The 19131-nt window shown below is 53.8% G+C and carries 19 protein-coding genes, 1 tRNA gene, 1 other RNA gene and 1 riboswitch; of the genes, 9 read left to right on the top strand and 12 right to left on the bottom strand.

Annotated features, from left to right (window positions below):
• The first annotated feature begins 8 nt into the window (after positions 1–8).
• The 3 genes from DACE_RS08985 to metX all read left to right on the top strand — a co-directional run bounded on the left by DACE_RS08985 (position 9) and on the right by metX (position 3552).
• Positions 9–860 (top strand): TonB C-terminal domain-containing protein, encoded by an 852-nt coding sequence (locus DACE_RS08985; protein WP_006000504.1) that lies wholly within the window; start codon positions 9–11, stop codon positions 858–860.
• The gene (gene tolB / locus DACE_RS08980; RefSeq protein WP_006000501.1) at positions 857–2158 is read left to right on the top strand and encodes a Tol-Pal system beta propeller repeat protein TolB; all 1302 of its coding nucleotides are present in this window, start codon (positions 857–859) and stop codon (positions 2156–2158) included. Before DACE_RS08985 ends, tolB begins: the two co-directional genes overlap by 4 nt.
• Positions 2159–2225: 67 nt before the next feature.
• Positions 2226–2333: riboswitch (SAM riboswitch) on the top strand.
• 76 nt (positions 2334–2409) lie between these two features.
• Positions 2410–3552, top strand: coding sequence for a homoserine O-acetyltransferase MetX (metX, locus tag DACE_RS08975; RefSeq protein WP_050769991.1), 1143 nt, complete (start codon positions 2410–2412; stop codon positions 3550–3552).
• 995 nt (positions 3553–4547) lie between these two features.
• Here the strand turns inward: metX and DACE_RS18505 are convergent.
• Positions 4548–4709, bottom strand: a complete 162-nt coding sequence (locus DACE_RS18505; protein WP_176290223.1) for a hypothetical protein — start codon at positions 4707–4709, stop codon at positions 4548–4550.
• A 26-nt stretch (positions 4710–4735) separates the two neighbouring features.
• A complete protein-coding gene (mnmH, locus tag DACE_RS08970; RefSeq protein ID WP_006000497.1) occupies positions 4736–5797 on the bottom strand; it encodes a tRNA 2-selenouridine(34) synthase MnmH in 1062 nt (353 codons plus the stop codon).
• A 229-nt stretch (positions 5798–6026) separates the two neighbouring features.
• Here mnmH and DACE_RS08965 point away from each other — a divergent pair, with 229 nt between their 5' ends.
• The 6 genes from DACE_RS08965 to DACE_RS08940 all read left to right on the top strand — a co-directional run bounded on the left by DACE_RS08965 (position 6027) and on the right by DACE_RS08940 (position 10062).
• Positions 6027–6275 (top strand): AtpZ/AtpI family protein, encoded by a 249-nt coding sequence (locus DACE_RS08965; protein WP_006000495.1) that lies wholly within the window; start codon positions 6027–6029, stop codon positions 6273–6275.
• Positions 6268–6630 carry an ATP synthase subunit I gene (locus DACE_RS08960; RefSeq protein WP_006000492.1) on the top strand — a complete coding sequence of 121 codons (363 nt, stop codon included), beginning with the start codon at positions 6268–6270 and terminating at the stop codon, positions 6628–6630. The genes DACE_RS08965 and DACE_RS08960 overlap by 8 nt, the downstream gene beginning before the upstream one ends.
• Positions 6631–6645: 15 nt before the next feature.
• On the top strand, positions 6646–7320 hold the full coding sequence (atpB, locus tag DACE_RS08955; RefSeq protein ID WP_006000490.1) for a F0F1 ATP synthase subunit A: 675 nt from the start codon (positions 6646–6648) through the stop codon (positions 7318–7320).
• An 85-nt stretch (positions 7321–7405) separates the two neighbouring features.
• Complete coding sequence (gene atpE / locus DACE_RS08950) at positions 7406–7672, top strand: ATP synthase F0 subunit C (protein ID WP_006000488.1); 267 nt, start codon at positions 7406–7408, stop codon at positions 7670–7672.
• A 157-nt stretch (positions 7673–7829) separates the two neighbouring features.
• Complete coding sequence (locus DACE_RS08945; protein ID WP_006000486.1) at positions 7830–9476, top strand: sensor domain-containing diguanylate cyclase; 1647 nt, start codon at positions 7830–7832, stop codon at positions 9474–9476.
• On the top strand, positions 9463–10062 hold the full coding sequence (locus DACE_RS08940; protein ID WP_081449984.1) for an NUDIX domain-containing protein: 600 nt from the start codon (positions 9463–9465) through the stop codon (positions 10060–10062). The genes DACE_RS08945 and DACE_RS08940 overlap by 14 nt, the downstream gene beginning before the upstream one ends.
• Before the next feature lie 143 nt (positions 10063–10205).
• On the opposite strand, the gene DACE_RS08935 is transcribed toward DACE_RS08940, so the two are convergent.
• From DACE_RS08935 to mobB, 10 genes are all read right to left on the bottom strand, one after another.
• Positions 10206–11186: a beta-ketoacyl-ACP synthase III gene (locus tag DACE_RS08935; protein WP_006000482.1), complete on the bottom strand. Its 981-nt coding sequence runs from the start codon at positions 11184–11186 to the stop codon at positions 10206–10208.
• A 146-nt stretch (positions 11187–11332) separates the two neighbouring features.
• The gene (locus DACE_RS08930) at positions 11333–12256 is read right to left on the bottom strand and encodes a PLP-dependent cysteine synthase family protein (protein WP_006000480.1); all 924 of its coding nucleotides are present in this window, start codon (positions 12254–12256) and stop codon (positions 11333–11335) included.
• A gap of 37 nt (positions 12257–12293) precedes the next feature.
• Positions 12294–14129 (bottom strand): UbiD family decarboxylase, encoded by a 1836-nt coding sequence (locus tag DACE_RS08925; protein WP_006000478.1) that lies wholly within the window; start codon positions 14127–14129, stop codon positions 12294–12296.
• Positions 14130–14144: 15 nt separating this feature from the next.
• Positions 14145–15173, bottom strand: a complete 1029-nt coding sequence (locus DACE_RS08920; protein WP_006000476.1) for an LOG family protein — start codon at positions 15171–15173, stop codon at positions 14145–14147.
• Between the two features lie 23 nt (positions 15174–15196).
• Positions 15197–15739: a hypothetical protein gene (locus DACE_RS17255; protein ID WP_050769990.1), complete on the bottom strand. Its 543-nt coding sequence runs from the start codon at positions 15737–15739 to the stop codon at positions 15197–15199.
• A 26-nt stretch (positions 15740–15765) separates the two neighbouring features.
• An RNA gene (gene rnpB / locus DACE_RS17300) (RNase P RNA component class A) lies at positions 15766–16135 on the bottom strand.
• Between the two features lie 28 nt (positions 16136–16163).
• The gene (locus tag DACE_RS08910) at positions 16164–16877 is read right to left on the bottom strand and encodes a zinc ribbon domain-containing protein (protein ID WP_006000470.1); all 714 of its coding nucleotides are present in this window, start codon (positions 16875–16877) and stop codon (positions 16164–16166) included.
• 39 nt (positions 16878–16916) lie between these two features.
• On the bottom strand, positions 16917–18053 hold the full coding sequence (locus DACE_RS08905) for a Nif3-like dinuclear metal center hexameric protein (protein ID WP_155809073.1): 1137 nt from the start codon (positions 18051–18053) through the stop codon (positions 16917–16919).
• A gap of 119 nt (positions 18054–18172) precedes the next feature.
• Positions 18173–18249: transfer RNA gene (locus tag DACE_RS08900), tRNA-Ile, on the bottom strand.
• Between the two features lie 74 nt (positions 18250–18323).
• Entirely contained in the window at positions 18324–18842 is a 519-nt protein-coding gene (mobB, locus tag DACE_RS08895; protein WP_006000466.1) for a molybdopterin-guanine dinucleotide biosynthesis protein B, read from the bottom strand.
• Positions 18843–19131: the final 289 nt, after the last annotated feature.

Raw genomic sequence — 19131 nt, 5'->3', positions numbered from 1 at the left:
GGACGGCTATGTCGGAACCCGTGACTCCGCGTCGAGATCTCTCCCATCGCAGCAATGCCGGTATCGGCAGGATGTTGGTGTTGTCCTTCATCCTGCATGTGCTGCTGTTTGCCCTGATGGGAGGCTATCTGGTGCCCCGCTTTGAAAAACCGCAAAAGCCGGTGTACTACGTCGACCTGCTGAACAAGCCGGTTGCCAAGCCCCGGGCGGGTCGTCCTGATGCACCGGCAAAGAAGAAAGCGCCGAAGAAAAAGAAACCGGTGATTAAAAAGGCTCCGGCTGTCACCAAACCGCCGGTGAAGAAAAAACCGGTTACCGTTAAAAAAGCCCCTGCCGAAGTTGTCAAAACCCAACCCAAGGCCACACAGAAAACACCGGTGGTCAAACAACCGGCTGACGTTCCCACCAAGACGGTGGAGAAAAACTACCAGGAAGAAACCCTTGATGCCATTGAACGGCTCAAACGTAAGCAACGGATCAATGCGTTAAAACAGGAGCTGAACGCCTTGGCCACACGCGATATACCAACCACTGATACCATTGATGCACCCGTCGGTGAAGTGGGCGGGCAGGGCGATGAAGTCGGGGTCGGGTTCGACAGTTGGATCAAGGAATATTTGTCCCAGGCCTGGGCACTGCCCCGTCATTATTGGGAGCGCGGCTTGAAGGCCAAAATGGTTCTGCAGTTCAATACCTCCGGAAGGCTGGCCCATTACGAAATGCTCTCCCCATCGGGCGACAGTTTTTTCGATGCCAGTGTCAAGCGGGCGGTGCAGCAGTTGACCCAACTGCCCTCCAAACCGGCCCGTCCTCTCGAACTGATCGTGACTTTTGATCCGAAAGAGATGTTGATGCGATGAAAAAAACACTGATAATGGCCCTTGTGCTGCTGGTAAGCGTTTTGGGCGCTGCCGGTATGACGACGGCCAAAGAGATTGTTATTACCACTCCGGGTAAACAGGCCATCCCCATGAGCTTGACCCGGATCTTGCCGTTTCAGCAACGTGATACGGTTCTTGAAGAGACCGTTGATAAGGTTCTCAGCGCAGATCTCGACCTCAGTGGTCTGTTTGAATTTGTCGATCCACAGGCCTTTCTCGATGACGCCGGGCGTATGGGGTTGACCAGCACCGAGGTTAACTTTACCCAGTGGCGCCTGCTTGGTGCTCAGGTGTTGTTTAAAGGCGGCTATCGGCTCAACGGCAGCCAGGTGGAACTGAACCTGCGCCTGTTTGATGTGATCTCGCGGCGGCTGTTGGTGGGCCACAATTACCGTGGTCAGGTGTCGGATGTGCGGCGCATGGCACACAGTTTTGCCGACCTGATCCTCGAAGCTCTCACCGGCAAGAGCGGAGCGTTTAATACCCGTATTGCCTTTATCAGTAATCAGTCCGGTCACAAGGAACTGTATCTGATGGAATCGGATGGTTACGATCCGAAACGGATCACCAACCACCGTAGCCTGGTGCTCAATCCCGATTTTTCGCCGCTGGGGCGTGAGGTGATTTTTACCTCCTACCGTCAGGGCAATCCCGACCTGTACCGCAAAGAGATTTACACTGGCAAAGAAGCGCGCATCTCTCGCTATAAGGGACTCAATATCTCCGGACGCTACCGACACGATGGTCGTGAACTGGCCTTGACCCTGTCCCGTGATGGCAATGCGGAAATTTATCTGGAGAGCCTTTCCGGTCAGCTGCACAAGCGGGTGACCAACTCGTGGGCCATTGATGTCGATCCGAGCTGGAGCCCGATTGGCGATCAACTGGTGTTTGTCTCTAACCGCCAGGGCAATCCCAATCTGTTTGTTGCCGATCTGATCGACGGCCAAGTGCGGCGTTTGACCTATAACGGCAAATACAATGCCACTCCGGCCTGGAGTCCGGACGGCAAGCGGATTGTGTTCAGTCGTCTCGAGGGTGGTGCCTTCAACTTGTTCAGCATTGGTGTCGATGGCAAGGAGGAACGGCAGTTGACTTTCGGTGCCGGTAACAAGGAACATCCGCGCTGGAGTCCGGATGGTCGCTTTATTGTCTATTCCAACGATATTTCCGGTAAAAAGGCCATCTATGTCATGCGTGCCGATGGCAGCGGACAACGACGGATTTCGACCCTGGATGCTGACTGCAGCCACCCGGCCTGGTCGAAGAGCTGGTAACGGGTTGACGGCTAAAACGTTGACAACCCTCCGGCGTTCATTTAGATTGAAAAGCACATTGACAACCGTGTTATCACGAGTGGTGGAGGGAATGGCCCTTTGAAACCACAGCAACCGGTCCTGACGTTCAGGATGACAGGTGCTAATTCCACCCCCGCAAGGGGACAGATGAGACGGCGTCTTTGGATACTTGATCCACCACAGGACGTTTCTTCCTGTTCCACGTATCCACAAGGCCCCATTCTCTCTGGATGGGGCCTTTTTGCGTGGAGAGAAATTTGACCAACGACGTTCAACTGGTAACAACCCAGACCATAGAGATCGATCAGGAGTTGCGCCTGGAGAGTGGGCGTCTGCTCGGGCCGTTGACGTTGGCTTATGAGACCTACGGGACGCTCAATGATACCGCCAGCAACGCCATCCTGGTGACCCATGCCTGGACTGGCGACGCCCATGCCGCCGGCAGGCACAGTGAAGAAGACCGCAAGCCGGGCTGGTGGGATAATATGATCGGGCCCGGGCGTGTGCTGGATACCGACAAGTATTATGTCATCTGTTCCAATGTCATCGGCTCCTGCAAAGGCTCTACCGGACCCACCAGCACCAATCCGCAGACCGGCCGACCTTACCGACTCAAATTCCCCATTGTTATGGTGCGCGACATGGTGCGTGCCCAGAAGCTGATGCTCGATGCCCTGGGCATCTCCTCGTTGGTTACGGTCATTGGTGGCAGTATGGGCGCCATGCAGGCGCTGGAATGGGGCATCCACTATCCGGATATGGTGCGCTCAATCATTCCCATTGCCGGAACCGGACGAACCTCGCCCATGGCCATCGCCCTCAACGCTCTGGCCCGTCAGGCAATTTATAACGATCCGTTGTGGAAGAAAGGCAATTACAAACCGGAACACCAGCCAGCAAGCGGTTTTGCCTTGGCGCGCGCCGTTGGCCATATTTCATTTTTATCCGAAGAATCCATGGCCATGAAATTCGGTCGCCGTTTTTCAGCGCGAGACGGTTTGTTTGATTTCTTCGGCCAGTTCGAGGTGGAGCGTTATCTGGAGTACAACGGCAACAGTTTTCCTGCCCGTTTCGATTGCAATTCCTTTCTCTATCTGGCCAAGGCGCTCGACCTCTATGATGTGTCGTGGAACTTTTCCGGCATGGAAGAGGCGCTGGAGCGTCTGGACTGCCCGTCGCTGTGGTTTGCCTTTACCTCGGATTGGTTGTATCGGCCGGAGCAGACCGAAGAGGTGGTGGATGTGCTTCAGAAAGCCAATAAGCCGGTGACCTACCACCTGATTGACTCCGATTACGGTCATGACTCGTTCTTGGTTGAGCCGGAGAAATTTACGCCTTATGTGGTGGAGTTTCTTCGTCAGCTTGAGGTATAGAGTCCGTAACTCGAGCTTGTCTTTGATCTTGCTCTTCGGTGGTTCATTATTTGGAACGAATCGCACAGGCGAACGTCATCCGTTCGCAATGGTGGTACCCACGTGACGCGGGCTTCCGCGCCCGCCAGTCGGCTCCCGTCATTGCACCCTGCAGGTTCCCTCACTCCATTCTCTTACATCGCGATATCGGCAAAACTCGCCCAGTCTGCATCAGTCCTCAAACAGATTCCCGACAACCATCGCGCTGACGTTCATTGCGTTCGGTGCTGCTGAACGGGAGAGCTTGGCTGCTAAATAACACTCTGAAGAAGGGTGGGCATTGCCCACCCGTTTTATCGGTGCCACGAAAAAAATAGAGTAAGGCGTCAAACCGTTATCAACGTTTTATGCCAGAGGTGATGAGTTGCAGGATTCGTCGACCTAAAGGGCGGCGAGCCGAATCTGTGAAGCATCACGGAAGCAGACCTATTGCAGGTGAATCCAGGTTCAGGAGGTGTTCAAGCTGGCTTTTGCATACTTTTGGGCGGCCAGCCAAAAGTGTGTCGGCTGCCGGGACGAGACCCGGCGGTCTTGACCTTGACTTTGATCTTCAGCAGTTCGCAATTCAGAACTGATCGCTCTGGCGAACGTCATCCGTTCACAATGATGGTACCCACATGACGCGGGCTTCCGCGCCCGCCCGTCGGCTCCCTTTTGCGTCGACAAAAGGGAGGCAAAATCGACCCCTGATCATTGCGCCCTACGGGTTCCCTCTCTCCATTCTCTTACATCGCGATGTCGGCAAAACTCGCCCAGTCTGCATCAGTCCTCAGACAGGTTGCCGACGATCATCGCGGTGACTTTCACTGCGTTCGGCGCTGCTGAACAGGGGAACTTGGCTGTTAAATAACAAACCATGGAGGGTGGCACTGCCCACCCGTTTGATCGGTGCCACACTGGAAATAGGTCGAGGCCCAGCGGTTTTGATATTGATCTATTGAGGAATAAAGGAACGACTAAAACAGATCAAGCTGCTTACGCGGCGGTGGGGTGAGTTTAAACGGACGCGGTGAAAAACGCGGACATTCCACCAGCTTGGTTCCTAACGGCTGGCGGCAGGAGCGCACGCATTTTTCACACAGCGGATTGAATTGCTCAAAAGACGACGTCGAGGCCACAGCAGACTCCTTGAAGGCAACAGCTGTTATCCATTATTGGGTGTTGCAAGTATCCTGTCAATGGCCTGTTTCAGTTCGGGCTGTTGTTCGGCAAACGGATCAATGGTCAACTCAACGCGATCATCCGGACGGGTGTGACGATAGAGCGGATCGTAATACTTGACCATCAGCTCCGAAACCAACTGCTGCCACTGCTTGTGGTGCAACAGTTCCAGCATCTGCTCGGTTTCTTTGCTACCCAGACGACATTTAATCGATTCAATGGGTGGGATAAACGCATCCATGGGCAACTGATCGACCTGATAGTCTTCAAGGATGATACGCACCCGGTTTTCCATGGAGGTCTCCAGCCACAAGGTGGTTTCCGTCTGCAGGCTCTGGTAAAAGCGCAACGGCAGCAACAAACGGCCGATGTGACGGCTCTCCCCTTCAGTGAGTGCCCAACCGCCTGATTCCAACTGCCGTAACTTATCCCACAGCAGGGCCTCGAAGGTCTTTTGTGACGGCTGGTTACCGAGCCCGACGCCGCCGAATGCACTGCCGCGATGATTGGCCAGGCCTTCCAGATCAATCACCGGCCAGCCTTGCTGTTCAACCTGTTGCAGGATGCGGGTTTTGCCGACACCCGTCAGGCCGCGCAGCACCAACATGCGGGCCCAACTGCCCTGTTCAAAGAAATCCAGAACCGTGCGACGAAACGCTTTATGGCCTCCACGCAATTGAAACGCCGGATAACCGGCTAACTGAAGAAACGCAGTCATTGCCCGACTGCGCAGTCCACCACGCCAGCAGAAAATAACGATCGGTTGACGGTGTGACTGGCGGTGGGAGAGGATATCCTCAATCATGCGCGGAATATGGGGGGCAACCAGGTGCATGCCGCGGTGACGTGCGGCATCCGGGCCCTTCTGTTTGAACAGCGTACCGATCTCGACGCGTTGTTCGTTGGTCAGAATGGGAACATTGACCGCACCGGGAATGGTGCCGTCGGTAAATTCATCCGGGCTGCGGACGTCGACAAACAGGGCACCGTTGTCACGGCGGCGTAGAGCGTCGTCAATATCGATAATAAAGGTGTCGTTGAGCATGGTTAAATCAGGTCCAGAAAGCAAAAGTGGCCTGGAGTGTAGCAGATTGCCCGGAGGCGAAAAAGGGTCATTTATCAACAACGAGGATAATCCATTGTTATTTGATCGTAAAATGGTATAAAAACACCCAGATGGCGGCTGTTCTCCGATAAACGAATTGACAGTTGCGGGCAGCTGTGGTACAAAACCGCGTTTGTATGACACGACAAAAGAATGAAAGAAGATTCGCATGGCCGAAAATCGGCGTGAACTCTATAAATCTCTTGGTTTCTTGTCCAGTGTCGGCATCTGCATGGTTGCGTCGATCCTTATCGGCATGGCCATGGGCTACTATCTTGATCAGTGGCTTGGAACCAAGCCATGGATGTTGTTGATTTTCCTCGGATTTGGTATTGTCTCGGGATTCAGGAATATTTTTATTCTGACCAATCGTGAACTGCGACGTCAGAAACAGGAGAGTCAGGACGACGGTGAGTGATGATCAACTGCTCGGACAACTTGCCCGACGCAACTGGATCATTCTGGCTGTGCTGGTCGCGTTAAGTGGCTTGTTTCAGGATCTTGACCTGACTCTTGGTGTGGCCAGTGGCGGTCTGATTGCCGTGTGCGGCTATCAATGGTTGCACCGTTCGCTGGTGAAAGCGCTCTGTGAAGGGGGCGCACCGGCGGTCCGGGGGTTTCAACTGAGCTATGTGTTCAGGCTGGCTGCCTTGGCGGTAATGTTGCTGCTGCTGATTGCCGTGGTCAAAGTGGACCCCATCGGCCTGGTTATTGGACTTTCAGTCGTGGTCATCAATATTATGTGGACCACCATAAAGCGCGCTATCAAGTAAGGAGGCACGACTTAAATGACACATCCCTTTTTATTTCTGCAATGGGTCGAGCAGCAGTTGCACACGCACCTCGGCGAGCATGTGACATACACCTGGTTTGTCATGCTGCTGTTGATCGCTCTGGCCTTTGTTATTTCCCGTGGAATCAAAATGGTTCCCAGTGGCTGGCAGAATCTGATGGAAAGTGTTGTCGGCGGCATTGAGAACCTGATTACAGAGACTATGGGTCCCAAAGGGAAAACCTATTTCCCGCTGATCGCGACATTTGCTCTGTTTATTCTGGTGTCCAACCTGGTTGCCTTGGTTCCGGGTTTCTATCCGCCGACCGCAAACCTGAACACCAACGCCGCTCTGGCGCTGACCGTGTTTGCCATGACGCACATCATTGGTGTTAAAGAGCACGGTATTGCCTATCTCAAGCACTTCATGGGCCCGATTCTGGCGCTGGCGCCGCTGATCTTTATCATTGAGATCATCGGTCACCTGGCCCGTCCGTTGTCCCTGTCTCTGCGTCTTTTCGGTAATATGTACGGCCATGAGATCGTGCTGATGATCTTCTTTGCTCTGGTTCCGCTGTTCCTGCCGATTCCCATGATGATGATGGGTATCCTGGTCGCATTTATCCAGGCATTTGTTTTCACCCTGCTGGCGATGATCTACATTGCCGGGGCTCTGGAAGAAGCACACTAAATAATCACAACGTGATTCACGTTTTGATCGGTCCTATATCATATAGGAAAAATAACCCACATTTTTTGTTTGAAGGAGAAAAGAGATGACGTTTTTCGCATGGTGCATGATCGCAGCTGGTTTCGGTATGGCTATTGGTTCTTTCGGTACTGGTCTGGGCCAAGGTCTGGCTATCAAATCTGCCGTTGAAGGTGTTGCTCGCAACCCGAGCGCAAGTGGTAAAATCCTCACCACCATGATGATCGGTCTGGCGATGATCGAGTCCCTCGCTATCTACGTTTTCGTTGTAGCGATGATCATTCTGTTCGCCAACCCCTTCACCGCTCAAGTTATGGAACTGGCTGGTAAGTAATTTTACCTGCAACCAAGCTTGTTTAAGGCGCTCCCCTTCGGGAGCGCCTTTTTTTATCTCTGCACAGCATAAATCATTTCTGATATACTGATGTCTTCTTAATGAGATATCTGGTGGGAGGGGCAGACGTCTTTTGCCTGACAATGGGGGACAGGGTATGCGAAAGCTGATCCGCATCATCAAGGAGCATCAAAGATACCCGCTGACAGCGCGCATTTTTCTGATCCTGTGTGTCTCCATGGTGGCGATACTCACCGCTATTTTTTCGCAATCCTATCGCCGTTATAATCGCACCTACCTGTCACGAATAACCACCCATGAAAACCATGTGGTCACTCAGGTCAGCCAGGAGATTGAGCACCAGTTCGATATGATGGTCGCTGATATCAGGATTCTCAGTCAGCTCAATGAACTGAACGACTATATTGCGACCGGTGATACGCAACTGCTCGATAAAATCGCGAACGAATTTCTCCTTTTTGCCCACTCCAAACCGTATTACCTACAACTCCGTTTTCTCAATGCACAAGGGCGTGAAGTGGTGCGCATTGATAGTGAGTCCGGTCATGCATATAAAGTGGACGAAAAACACCTCCAGAATAAATCGCAGCGCGATTATTTCCAGCAGGGGATTCAGCTTGAAAATCGCAACGTCTATTTCTCCCGTTTTGATCTGAACGTTGAGCATGGGCAGGTTGTTGTTCCCTATCAACCGACATTGCGCTGTGCCACCCCGGTCTATGCAGACAATGAAACCTGTCCGTGTGGTGTCGTGGTATTGAACTACAATGGTGCGCATCTGCTTGATCTGCTTGAGCGAATGCAGAACATTGCCCAAGATACCTTACTGTTGGTCAACAAAGACGGCTACTGGCTGCGTGGGCTCAATCCTGACGATGAATGGGGATTTGTTCTTCCGCAGCGACACGACAAGCGGTTTTCGACCAGATTTCCTCTAGCATGGCCGCATCTGGATGACAGCGCCGGACAGGTTGTCACGCCGCAGGGCGTTTTCTGCTTCCGTTCGCTTCATCCGCAACTGCCTGAATCGGTCCTTAATGCGCCCCATTGGTTTGTGGTCAGTTATCTGTCAGATGCAACGATTTCTCGCGCCAAGATGGCGTCACTTGAGCATCAGTTCAACATGGCCATGATCTTGCTGCTTCTGGCGATTGTGCCAGCCTGGATCGTCTCGCTGTTTGTTGCCGAGATCATCCATAAGCATCATGAACTTAAAATGAAGGTAAACTACGATTCGCTGACCGGTTTGGCCAATCGCGTGTTGTTTAGCGATCGTCTTGAACAGTTGTTATGGGCTAGTGAACGTAGCAGTCACCAGTTTGCCGTGCTTTTTTGCGACCTGGATGGTTTTAAAGCCGTCAATGATACGCTGGGACACGATGCCGGTGATGAACTGCTGATCGCATTGGGGCAACGGATGAAAGATCTGGTGCGCAAAAGCGACACGGTTGCGCGATTAGGTGGCGATGAATTTGCCGTTCTGCTCGCCAATATCAGTTCGGTGCACGTGGCTGAAATGATCGCGTCAAAAGTGGTGGATCAGCTCAGTCAGCCGGTCGAGCTCAACAATGGCCGCGCTCAGGTGGGCGGCAGTGTCGGAATCGCCCTGTATCCCGATCATGCCAAAACGAGCAAGGGGCTGGTCACCTGTGCCGATCAGGCGATGTATGAAGCTAAACGCAGCGGTAAAGGGCGCTATTACCGTTATGATCAGATAACACGGCAATACAGCGCAGAGATGACAAAGGCAGATCGTTTTGAGCGGGAACATGATGAAAATTGACATTGTTTCACAGGAGTGTGTCTATGATGGGTTTTTTTCTCTGAATCGTTTTGTCGTTCGCCATGAATGTTTTGACGGATCACAATCGGCACCCCTGGTGCGCGAACGGATTGACCGTGCTCGGGCAGCGGCGGTGTTGCTCCATGATGCGCAGCGCGACAGTGTTGTGCTGGTGGAACAGTTTCGGATTGGTGCCGTTGATGATCCCCACAGTGCGTGGCTCATCGAATGTCCTGCCGGTATGATTGAAGCGGGTGAACAGCCGATGGAGGTGGCGCAACGGGAGTGTTGTGAAGAGGTCGGCAGGCTGCCGGTAGATCTGCAGCAGATCGGTGAGTATTACGTATCTCCAGGCGGAAGTTCGGAAAAAATCACTCTCTATTACGGCCAAATTGACAGCACAGGACTCAATAACACACTGTGCGGAGTTGCCCATGAAGGGGAGGATATTCGTGTGCTGGTGGTGCCGTGGCGTGAGATAGAAACACAGCTCGATGAGGGGAGCATCACCAATGCAACCACTCTCATCGCCTTGCAATGGGTGCAGATCGCCCGTTTAAAAGGAACGCTGCCGGTAGGCCGGTAAGTGGCTTGATGTCACTGTCGATTCATTGACGATGGAAGCCGAAAATGCAATTTTCGCCGTGCACACAAAATTAAGGAATTGAAAACCTGTCCTTGGTGTTGGTCGCCCGTTCATGGGCTCCCCAGGTTGTTTTCAACAGTCTGCTAGAAACGGATAATTGACGAGGACCAGGTCAGACCGGCACCGAAGGTCACCAAACCCACCACATCGCCAGGCTGGATACGACCATTCTCCAGCGCCTCATTCAGGGCAATGGGGATACTCGCCGCAGATGTGTTGCCGAAACGATCCACATTGACATAGACCTTTTCAGAATCAATTTTAAAGCGCTTGCCAATGCCCTCAATGATACGAATGTTGGCTTGATGGGGGATGAGAAGGTCAAGGGCTTCCGGTGCGATCTGAGCCCGTTTCAGCGCTTCGTGAAGTGCATCGGTCATCGAGACCACGGCGTGGCGAAACACTTCACGTCCTTCCATGTGAATGGTTGCTTCATTGCTGTCAACCAATTCGTGGGACAGGGGCAGCTGACTGCCGCCGGGGTTGTAGAGCAGGCCGTGGTGACGACCGTCACTCTTCATGTAGGTACTGAGAATCCCTTTGTCATCCTGTGCCGCGCCGATCACGGCAGCCCCGGCTCCATCACCGAACAGCACGCAGGTATTGCGATCCTGCCAGTTGACCATGCTCGACAGCATCTCCGCTGCGATCACCAGGACATGTTGGTAGCCGGATGTCTGAATGAGGCTGTCCGCCAGATGCAGGCCATAGAGAAAGCCGCTGCACGCAGCAGACAGGTCAAATGCTGCGGCGTTGTTCGCACCGATTTTCTCCTGCACCAGGCAGGCCAGTGAGGGGAATTTCATATCCGCTGTTACCGTGCCGACAATGATCAGATCAATGTCCTCGGCTTTCACCTTCGCTTTTGCCAAGGCTTGATTGGCGGCGTCTGCGGCGAGGTCCGAGAGGGCACTGCCGGGCTCGGCAATATGGCGCTGGCGAATTCCCGTTCTCTCGACAATCCACGTGTCGTTGGTGTCTACCATCGACTCAAGGTCGGCGTTGGTCAACACACGGGATGGAACAGCATGGCCTGTAGCAAGAATGCGACAATGTGGATTCATGGCGAACTCCTGAACGAAGAAAGACATCGGTTAAAAAATGACGAGTATAGCAGATTGACACAGCGGGTTCACCGACAATCAACACGGTGTCGGCAGCATTGCATTCATCTCTGACGACACCGGTTTATATCCTCGCGCGCCAGTGACTAGGGGGGACAGCAGGCGCAGGTAGAGCGGAACAGGGACGTACTCAGGTAGCGGTCGCCACGATCTGGTAACAGGGTGACAATGGTGCCGGATTTCATGGTTGCGGCAACACGGAGCGCCCCGGCAACAGCCGCACCACTTGACATACCGACAAATAATCCCTCGTGAATGGCCAGATCCCGAGCACAGTTAAAGGCTTCGTCATCCTCGACCACCAGTTTGTCGTCAAGGTTCTCCTCGTGGTAGATGTCGGGAACAATGGCTTCCTGCATGTTTTTCAGCCCCTGAACCGAATGGCCAAGGGTTGGCTCCACGCCGATAATCCGGATGGAGGGATCACGCTCTTTCAGTGCCCGTCCGGTGCCCATCAAGGTGCCCGAGGTGCCGATGCCGGCGATAAAGGTGTCGATGTTGCCGTTGCACTGGCGGTAGATCTCCGGACCGGTGGTTTCGTAGTGGGCCAACGGGTTGTTGGGGTTACTGTACTGGTTGGGCATGAAATACTGGTCCGGCGATTCCTTAACAATTTGATGAGCCAATAGGATCGCACCGTCTGTCGCTTGGCCCTGAGTAGAGAGAACAACCTCAGCTCCATAGGCTTCGAGAACACTACGCCGCTCAACACTGACACAAGGGGGCATGACAAGTTTCACGTGATAGCCCAGAGACGCGCCGATCATGGCCAGGGCAATACCAGTGTTGCCGGATGTCGGCTCGAGAATGGTTTTGTCCGGTGTCAGTGATCCATCCTCAATGGCCTTTTTAATCATGTACCAGGCCGGACGATCTTTGACCGAACCCCCGGGATTGCTCCCTTCCAGCTTGGCGAAAATCTGCACGGCAGGATTCGGATTCAGTTTGGTGATTTTGACCAACGGCGTGTTGCCGATGGCAGCAGACAATGTGAATGGTTGAGGCGACATAATAGGATCCAAAAATAAGCTAAAAGATAGTGGTGGTTTAAATAATGCCGTGAAGCACCTGCCCCGGTGCCCCCAGAGCATCAACCTGTTTTTCAACCGCCGGATCGTCAATCAAAGGTGGTGCGTGGTGAGGCTTACGCCGGGCGTCGATCACCAGAGCGCCACGACAGCCCCAGTGCTTGTCAGCCGTGAAACTGTCAATCCCGTAAAGGTCGCTGGCGGGATCTGAACGGGTAAATGTGGTCCACAAAAAGTTATTCAGGGTTTGGGTGCTGAACGCACTGTCATCACTGATTACAATCAATGGGAAGGCGTTGATCGGGGCCTGTTGATCGTAAAACGCACAGAACCGCTCCATGGACTGTGATGCATCCTGAGGCTGTTGACAGGCCGGTCCTTGAACGACCAGAACACCCGGCAAAGCGACATGAGGTGCACGAAAGCCGTCAGGCAAATGGATCTCTGGCGGAATTTCACTGGTCAAAGAACGTCTGGCCGGACCACTGGCTGCAACAACCACCTTAGATCCACTATTCAGGCCCTGGCCACTGTAATCAAGGGTGTCCATGGTGGTGCAGGTCTGAAAGTGCAGGTCGCGTTGCCAGTCACAGCGTTGCAGGGCGTGGCTTAAAAACCCGCCAATATCGTGAATGTCGAGCTGCGGGTTATCCTCGTGGTTGGTAATAAACAGATATTTGGCCAGTGAAAGCTGTCCCTGGCCGAGAATGGCATTGGCCTGGGTCAATAGCTCCTGAGGACGCTGTTCCGTGCTGTACGGTGTATAGCGTTCGCTGCCGATGGCGAGCAACAGCGGGTGCACACCGGCGGCATCCACAGCATGAACCGCGTGAATACCAGGCAAAACCGTGGGGATCAGATCGCCGGTCAGTTCATGAATAAAGGCACCAAAACTGGTATCTTCTTGCGGCGGACGGCCAACCGTGGTGAACGGCCAGATCGCGTCCGGACGGTGATACACAGCTTTTACCTCAACCACCGGAAAGTCATGGGTCAGGCTATAGTAGCCGAAATGATCACCGAACGGGCCTTCGGGGCGAGTGCGAGATGGGTCGATATGACCGCAAATCACAAAATCGGCCTGGGCCGGGAAGGGCAGTGCACCCGGCTGAACCATCTGGATGCGCTGACCGCCGAGCAGTCCGGCAAAAGAGAGTTCCGGCATCCCTTCCGGGAGCGGCATCACCGCGGCGACGGTCATACTGGGTGGACCGCCGACAAAAATATTGACGGGGAGTTTTTCACTGCGATCTTTGGCACTGCGATGGTGAACGCCGATGCCGCGGTGGATCTGGTAATGCAGGCCCACTTCCTTGTTAGTCTGATAGGCATTGCCACTCAGTTGTACCCGGTACATGCCGAGGTTCGACGAACGCATGCCCGGATGCGATGGATGTTCGGAATACACCTGGGGCAGGGTGATAAAAGCACCGCCGTCATCGGGCCAGGAGACCAGTTGCGGCAGTTGGTCGATGGTGGTCTGGTGCTGGAGGATAGGTCCGGTCTTAACCTTTTTCGGCAACAGGTGCCAGGCACCGACCGGGGCCTTAGCAAACGCCCACGGGCGTTTAAACACCGCAGAGGGATCAAGTTTGGCATCAACCAGGCGTTGGACCGTGGTCAGGGTGTCGCGAAAAATAAAGCGGGTGCGCTCCAGTGTGCCAAACAGATTGCCGAGCATGGGGAAGCGACTGCCGGTGACATTAGTGAACAGCAGCGCCGGGCCTTGTGCGGCATACACCCGGCGTTGAATGGCACCAGCTTCGAGATAAGGATCCACCGGGTCCGTGATACGGATCAGTTGACCATGTTTTTCCAGGTCGCGTACACAACTTTGCAGGTTGGCATACCCCACGATGACCTCCGCACCTTAAAACGAGTTGATTCGGCGAATAAACGAGTTCAACAGCCCGTAGCTGCGGCGGTTGAAGTGAATGGCCAGCCGTGGCAGATCCCACAGGTCGGGCTCATCACGCTCTTTGTCAAATGCGCTGACTGCCTTAATCCGGGTATCGGGCAGCAGGATTTCTGAAAATTCACTTTCCAGCGTTTCGATCTGCTGCTGTGTCAAAGCCTTGTTAAGGCGGATGACCAGCAGTTTTCCGACATAGCGGCTGGAGTGATAGACTTTGTAAAATGAGTCGATGACCTCCATCGCCTCTTCAGCACTGCGGGTGATGGTAAACAAGCCAAAGTCTTCACCGGATATCAAGCCCTTGGGCAGCAGAACATCGCGCATAAACTCGAACAGGTCTTCCCAGTAGGTGCCGTTATTGTCGTCAATCAGCACCAGGGGGATCGGCGGATTCTTGCCGGTCTGAACCAGGGTCAAGGTCTCCATCGCTTCATCCAGAGTGCCGAAACCGCCGGGAAACAGGGCCACCGCATCGGCCTCTTTGAGAAACGCCACTTTGCGGTTGAAAAAGTATTTGTACATCAGCACCCGGTCACTTTGTTTCATGACCCGGTTGGTATCCTGTTCAAAGGGTAGTTCAATGTTGACGGCAAACGAGTTCTCCTTGCCGGCGCCCTCATTTCCCGCCTGCATGATACCACCGCCACCACCCGTGATCACCATGTAATTGTTTTGCGCCAGCAATTGCGAAAAGCGCACACATTTTTGATAAATGGGCTCTGATGGCAGGGTGCGGGCTGAACCGAAGATAGTGACTTTACGCCGTGACCGATAGGGGCTGAACACCTTGTTGGTGTAGCGCATCTCTTTCATGGTGGTACGCATCAGCTTCAGGTCGGCCAGGTAGTCGCTGGTCTGACCGGCTTTGAGAGCACTGAGGATCATTTCGCGGATGATGTAGGGGTGGTGAACACCGACCTCCTCAAGCAGATTGTCGATCAGTTCATCGATGTGACCGTTGGAGCGGGTAAACGAGATGTCCATAAAGGTATCATTCCATCATAAAATCAGCGGCGAGCCAGAAACAGGCTGCCGGCCATGCTTTGCGAGCGAATCAGAAGTCCTTGAAGGCTCGAGCCGAGATAACGTTCATCAAAAGCAATATATAAACTGCGCAGTTGCTGCTCGAGGCGGTAAAAGCGATTCTGCTCCTCTACGGACAGGGCCTGCTCAACATCCTCACAGATAAACGTGATGCAGTTGTAGGGCCGAACAGCAATGTCCAGCGTGCAGCCGTTGTCGCCGAGAAACGGACACGTGCGGTCAAAATGGGCGGCCGGCAGCTTATCCTGCAGAATCGCAGCGAGCAGGTTGGCCAAGGTCATATGGTTGTGGCCAAGCTCACAACACGAGCCCTGACACTGCGCACACGCGTCAGCTCCCTGGGCGGAAAGAAACAGATCGTGGATCTCGGTCTGCAAAGTGCCGATCAGGCTCAGCTGCTGGTCAATCCACTGCCGCTCTTCACTGCTGAGCGCCATGATCTCTTTGCGAACACTTAAAACAATCCGCTGCCAGCGTTGATGGTTTTCTGATGGCAAAGGGGCCATTGCAGTCTCTATCCCTGATTAAAAGTGGTCGAAGAAGGCCGTAAGCCGGGTTCTGTACCCGAATCCGGTTACCCGGAGACGGGCAACGATCATTCCTCTAGGACCGCCGTTGCCGACGGCCTCAAGCAGCCAACCCGAAAGCTTCGAGCGAGCCGCTCTCAAACGCTTCCCTATTTGGCCTTGCTCCAGATGGGGTTTACCGAGCCTCTGATGTCACCACCAGAGCTGGTGAGCTCTTACCTCACCCTTTCACCCTTACCTGCCAAAGCAGGCGGTCTTCTCTCTGTGGCACTGTCCCTGGGGTCACCCCCGGTTCCCGTTAGGAACCATCCTGCTCTGCGGAGCCCGGACTTTCCTCCCGTTTCTTGCGAAACCGGCGACCGTCTGTCCTTCTTCGACCAGTTCTGATTGTCCTGTCAGGCGTTTATTCGCCTTCAGGCATGACGAAGAGCAGACGGTTGCAATGGGGACAACTGTCGATTCCCTGCTTTTTCAGCATGTTATTAAAGAACTGTGGCGGCAGGTGCATGTTGCAGCCCAGGCAGTTGCCACGGCGGGCTTCCACCAGTGCAGAACCGTTGCGGCGCTTGAGTAACAGTTCGTAGCGTTGGCGGATCCGGGGGGGAACCTGCTCGATCAGAGCGGCGCGCTTGGTGTCTTCCGAGACCAGGGATTCATCAATCTCCGTCAGCAGATCATTGATTTCGCTGCACCGGCTGTTAGAGGTGGATTGGAGGTTGTCGAGTTCTTGTTGCTTCTCGTCACGGTCCTCTTTAATGGTGGCCAGTGCCGCATCGCGATCCTGAAGAATCTCCTGGAGGTCCTTGGTCTGCTTTTTTGCCACATCAACCTCTTTGAGCATGGCCAGATACTCTTTTTGGGTTTTGATCTCGGGCAGGTGAGCTTCCGATTTCTCGATGTTATCCTGCTCTTTGAGCAAAGACTGGTTGATTTCACTGCGCTCGGCTTCAATGGTCGCGATTTCACCATCCAGCTGGGCGATGAGTGCCGTGAGCTTGTCGGTGTTGACGGTCAGCTCATTTTGTTCTTCGCGGAGTTTCTCCTGCTTTTTCCGCCCGCTGATAATGTGCTGATCGAGTTCCTGCAGATCGATAAGTAGCTGTACTTCTTCTTTCACCCTGTTACCTCCATGGTCTGTAGTGCTTGGAATAGCGGTCTATATATGTGTGAACGGATCACATTCATGCTGTGCAGTGGTTATGGCCATGTTCCAGCCCTGTGTCTGGCTGTAGTGGTCAAGTCGGCTGGCCAGCGCCGGAGCCATCAAGTGTTCTGTGGCAAAATGGCCGGCATCAATGAGGGCCAGCCCTAGAGAGCGGGCGGCCATGGCTTCATGGTATTTGATGTCGCCGGTAATCAGGACATCGGCACCCTGGCGGGCCGCTTCATGGATCAGCGATGCGCCACTGCCGCCGCATACGGCAACTTTGTTTACCGGCCGGGGTTGCTCCGCCGCCACAATGCGGAGCGCGGCGCAATCAAGTTTGTCCTTGCAGCGGTGTGCCAGTTCCTCCAGCGAGAGGGGCTCTGCGAGACGACCGATGCGTCCCAGGCCGATATCCTGGCGGCGATTTTCCAGTGGAATCAGATCGTACGCCACCTCTTCGTAAGGGTGAGCTTTTTCCATGCGCTGGAGAGTGGCGGCCAGCCGGTGGCGTGGCACGATGGTTTCCAGACGGACCTCATCCACCCGTTCGTCCTGACCGGTTTGACCGATAAACGGCTGGGTGTCGGTACCGGGGCGGAAGGTGCCGGTTCCACGATTGCGAAAGGAACAGTGGTCGTAACCGCCGATATGACCGGCTCCGGCCTTGAATAATGCTGTGGCAACCCGGTCGGTGTCGTCTTCAGGCACAAAGACCACCAGCTTGACCAGATCACCACTGCGCGGTGGCAATAAAGGGGTTGTCGCGCCAAGGTCGAGGCACTCGGCCAGCCAGTCATTGAGACCGTCGGCGGCATGATCAAGATTGGTGTGGGCGCTGACAATCGCCAGATTGTTCTGGATGGCAGCAAAAAGGATACGACCGGTTTCGTCGTTTTTTGAAATTTTTTTCAGTGGTTTGAAGAGCAGGGGATGGTGGGAAATGAGCAGTTGACAGTGGTGGTCAATGGCCTGTTTGATGGTCTGTTCCGTGGGCTCGAGTGCAACCATGACTTTAGTGATTTCCTGATTTAAATCACCGACTTGCAGGCCGACATTGTCCCACTCTTCCGCCAGGCTCTGCGGATAGTTGCGGTTGAGCCAGCCTACCAGATCGTGCAGGCGTACACAGGAGGTTTTTGCCATCATTTCCTCTCGCCAAAAAAAGAGAGTGCAACTCGGCTGTCGTTGCACTCTCCTGGATCGTTTACTGTCAAAAGTAGCTGTCGTCGCGTTCGTCTTCGTACCATGTACTTACCTGCATAAAGTGGTGGGCCCACCAGGACTCGAACCTGGGACAAACCGGTTATGAGCCGGTGGCTCTGACCAACTGAGCTATAGGCCCACGTAAAAACAGAGCAAAGAGTTTAGTTGATTTTGTCATACAGTGTCAAATAAAAACAGCGTCGCTCAATTCTTTTAACCCGCTGATCTAGATAGCGAAAATGTTGTGATAAGAAAGTCCGTCAGTGCGCGGATCTCTTCGAGATCAAAAATCGGAACATCCACCTCCAACGGGGCATCACTGGCTACAGCGATCAACGACGGGTCCGATTTTTCACCACGGCAGATCAGCTCCGTGCTGTAATGGTGGCGAAAGACTTCGATTTTTGGCATAGAGCTTTGCTTGAAGCCCTCGGTCAGGACAATATCAACATCGCTGAAATAGGTGGTGATGAGGTCGCTGATCTCCGGTGCCTGGCGATGCTGTTTCACCAGCGCCAGCTTGCTCGACGAGCAGACCAGCATGGTGTCGGCTCCGGCTGCGGTAAATCGGTGGCTGTCTTTTCCGGGGTGATCGATGTCAAAACGGTGGGCATCGTGCTTGATGGCACCGACTCGAAAGTGGCGCAGTTTCAGCTCGGCGATGATTTTTTCAACCAGGGTGGTTTTCCCGGTTCCGGATTTGGCAATGAATGAAACGGCCGGTATCGTCATGCAGACTCCAGACGGTAAGATGTTAAACTTGTTCCATGGTACGTGGATGACTCGTTCAGCTCAATGTAATTTTTTCTCACCTGACGTTTCTCGGCTGGGTGTGCCAAGCTGGATCAGGTTGTTCCGCTTCGGAGCAGCGCAAAAAAACGGTTCGCTGCAGGCCGGTGGCCAAAAACGTTTACGTTTACGGACGTTGAGGGATTTCAGACTGTTAGAACGAAATTGGCGCAGCTTTCGCAAGTTTGTCTTGAATCGACAATGCATGCGCGACGCATGTCGTTAACAAGGA

This window comes from Desulfuromonas acetoxidans DSM 684, from assembly GCF_000167355.1.
Lineage (GTDB): Bacteria > Desulfobacterota > Desulfuromonadia > Desulfuromonadales > Desulfuromonadaceae > Desulfuromonas > Desulfuromonas acetoxidans.
This window is presented reverse-complemented; position numbering and strand designations above follow the sequence as displayed.

What these genes read in the sequence shown, in the direction of transcription:
- metX (WP_050769991.1), top strand. Translation starts at nt 2,410, where the DNA reads ATGGGGCCTTTTTGCGTGGAGAGAAATTTGACCAACGACGTTCAACTG.
- DACE_RS17255 (WP_050769990.1), bottom strand. Translation starts at nt 15,739, where the DNA reads ATGGCCCCTTTGCCATCAGAAAACCATCAACGCTGGCAGCGGATTGTT.
- DACE_RS08930 (WP_006000480.1), bottom strand. Translation starts at nt 12,256, where the DNA reads ATGTCGCCTCAACCATTCACATTGTCTGCTGCCATCGGCAACACGCCG.
- mnmH (WP_006000497.1), bottom strand. Translation starts at nt 5,797, where the DNA reads ATGCTCAACGACACCTTTATTATCGATATTGACGACGCTCTACGCCGC.
- atpE (WP_006000488.1), top strand. Translation starts at nt 7,406, where the DNA reads ATGACGTTTTTCGCATGGTGCATGATCGCAGCTGGTTTCGGTATGGCT.
- DACE_RS08945 (WP_006000486.1), top strand. Translation starts at nt 7,830, where the DNA reads ATGCGAAAGCTGATCCGCATCATCAAGGAGCATCAAAGATACCCGCTG.
- DACE_RS08935 (WP_006000482.1), bottom strand. Translation starts at nt 11,186, where the DNA reads ATGAATCCACATTGTCGCATTCTTGCTACAGGCCATGCTGTTCCATCC.
- tolB (WP_006000501.1), top strand. Translation starts at nt 857, where the DNA reads ATGAAAAAAACACTGATAATGGCCCTTGTGCTGCTGGTAAGCGTTTTG.
- DACE_RS08905 (WP_155809073.1), bottom strand. Translation starts at nt 18,053, where the DNA reads ATGATGGCAAAAACCTCCTGTGTACGCCTGCACGATCTGGTAGGCTGG.
- mobB (WP_006000466.1), bottom strand. Translation starts at nt 18,842, where the DNA reads ATGACGATACCGGCCGTTTCATTCATTGCCAAATCCGGAACCGGGAAA.
- DACE_RS08985 (WP_006000504.1), top strand. Translation starts at nt 9, where the DNA reads ATGTCGGAACCCGTGACTCCGCGTCGAGATCTCTCCCATCGCAGCAAT.
- atpB (WP_006000490.1), top strand. Translation starts at nt 6,646, where the DNA reads ATGACACATCCCTTTTTATTTCTGCAATGGGTCGAGCAGCAGTTGCAC.
- DACE_RS08920 (WP_006000476.1), bottom strand. Translation starts at nt 15,173, where the DNA reads ATGGACATCTCGTTTACCCGCTCCAACGGTCACATCGATGAACTGATC.
- DACE_RS08965 (WP_006000495.1), top strand. Translation starts at nt 6,027, where the DNA reads ATGGCCGAAAATCGGCGTGAACTCTATAAATCTCTTGGTTTCTTGTCC.
- DACE_RS08940 (WP_081449984.1), top strand. Translation starts at nt 9,463, where the DNA reads ATGATGAAAATTGACATTGTTTCACAGGAGTGTGTCTATGATGGGTTT.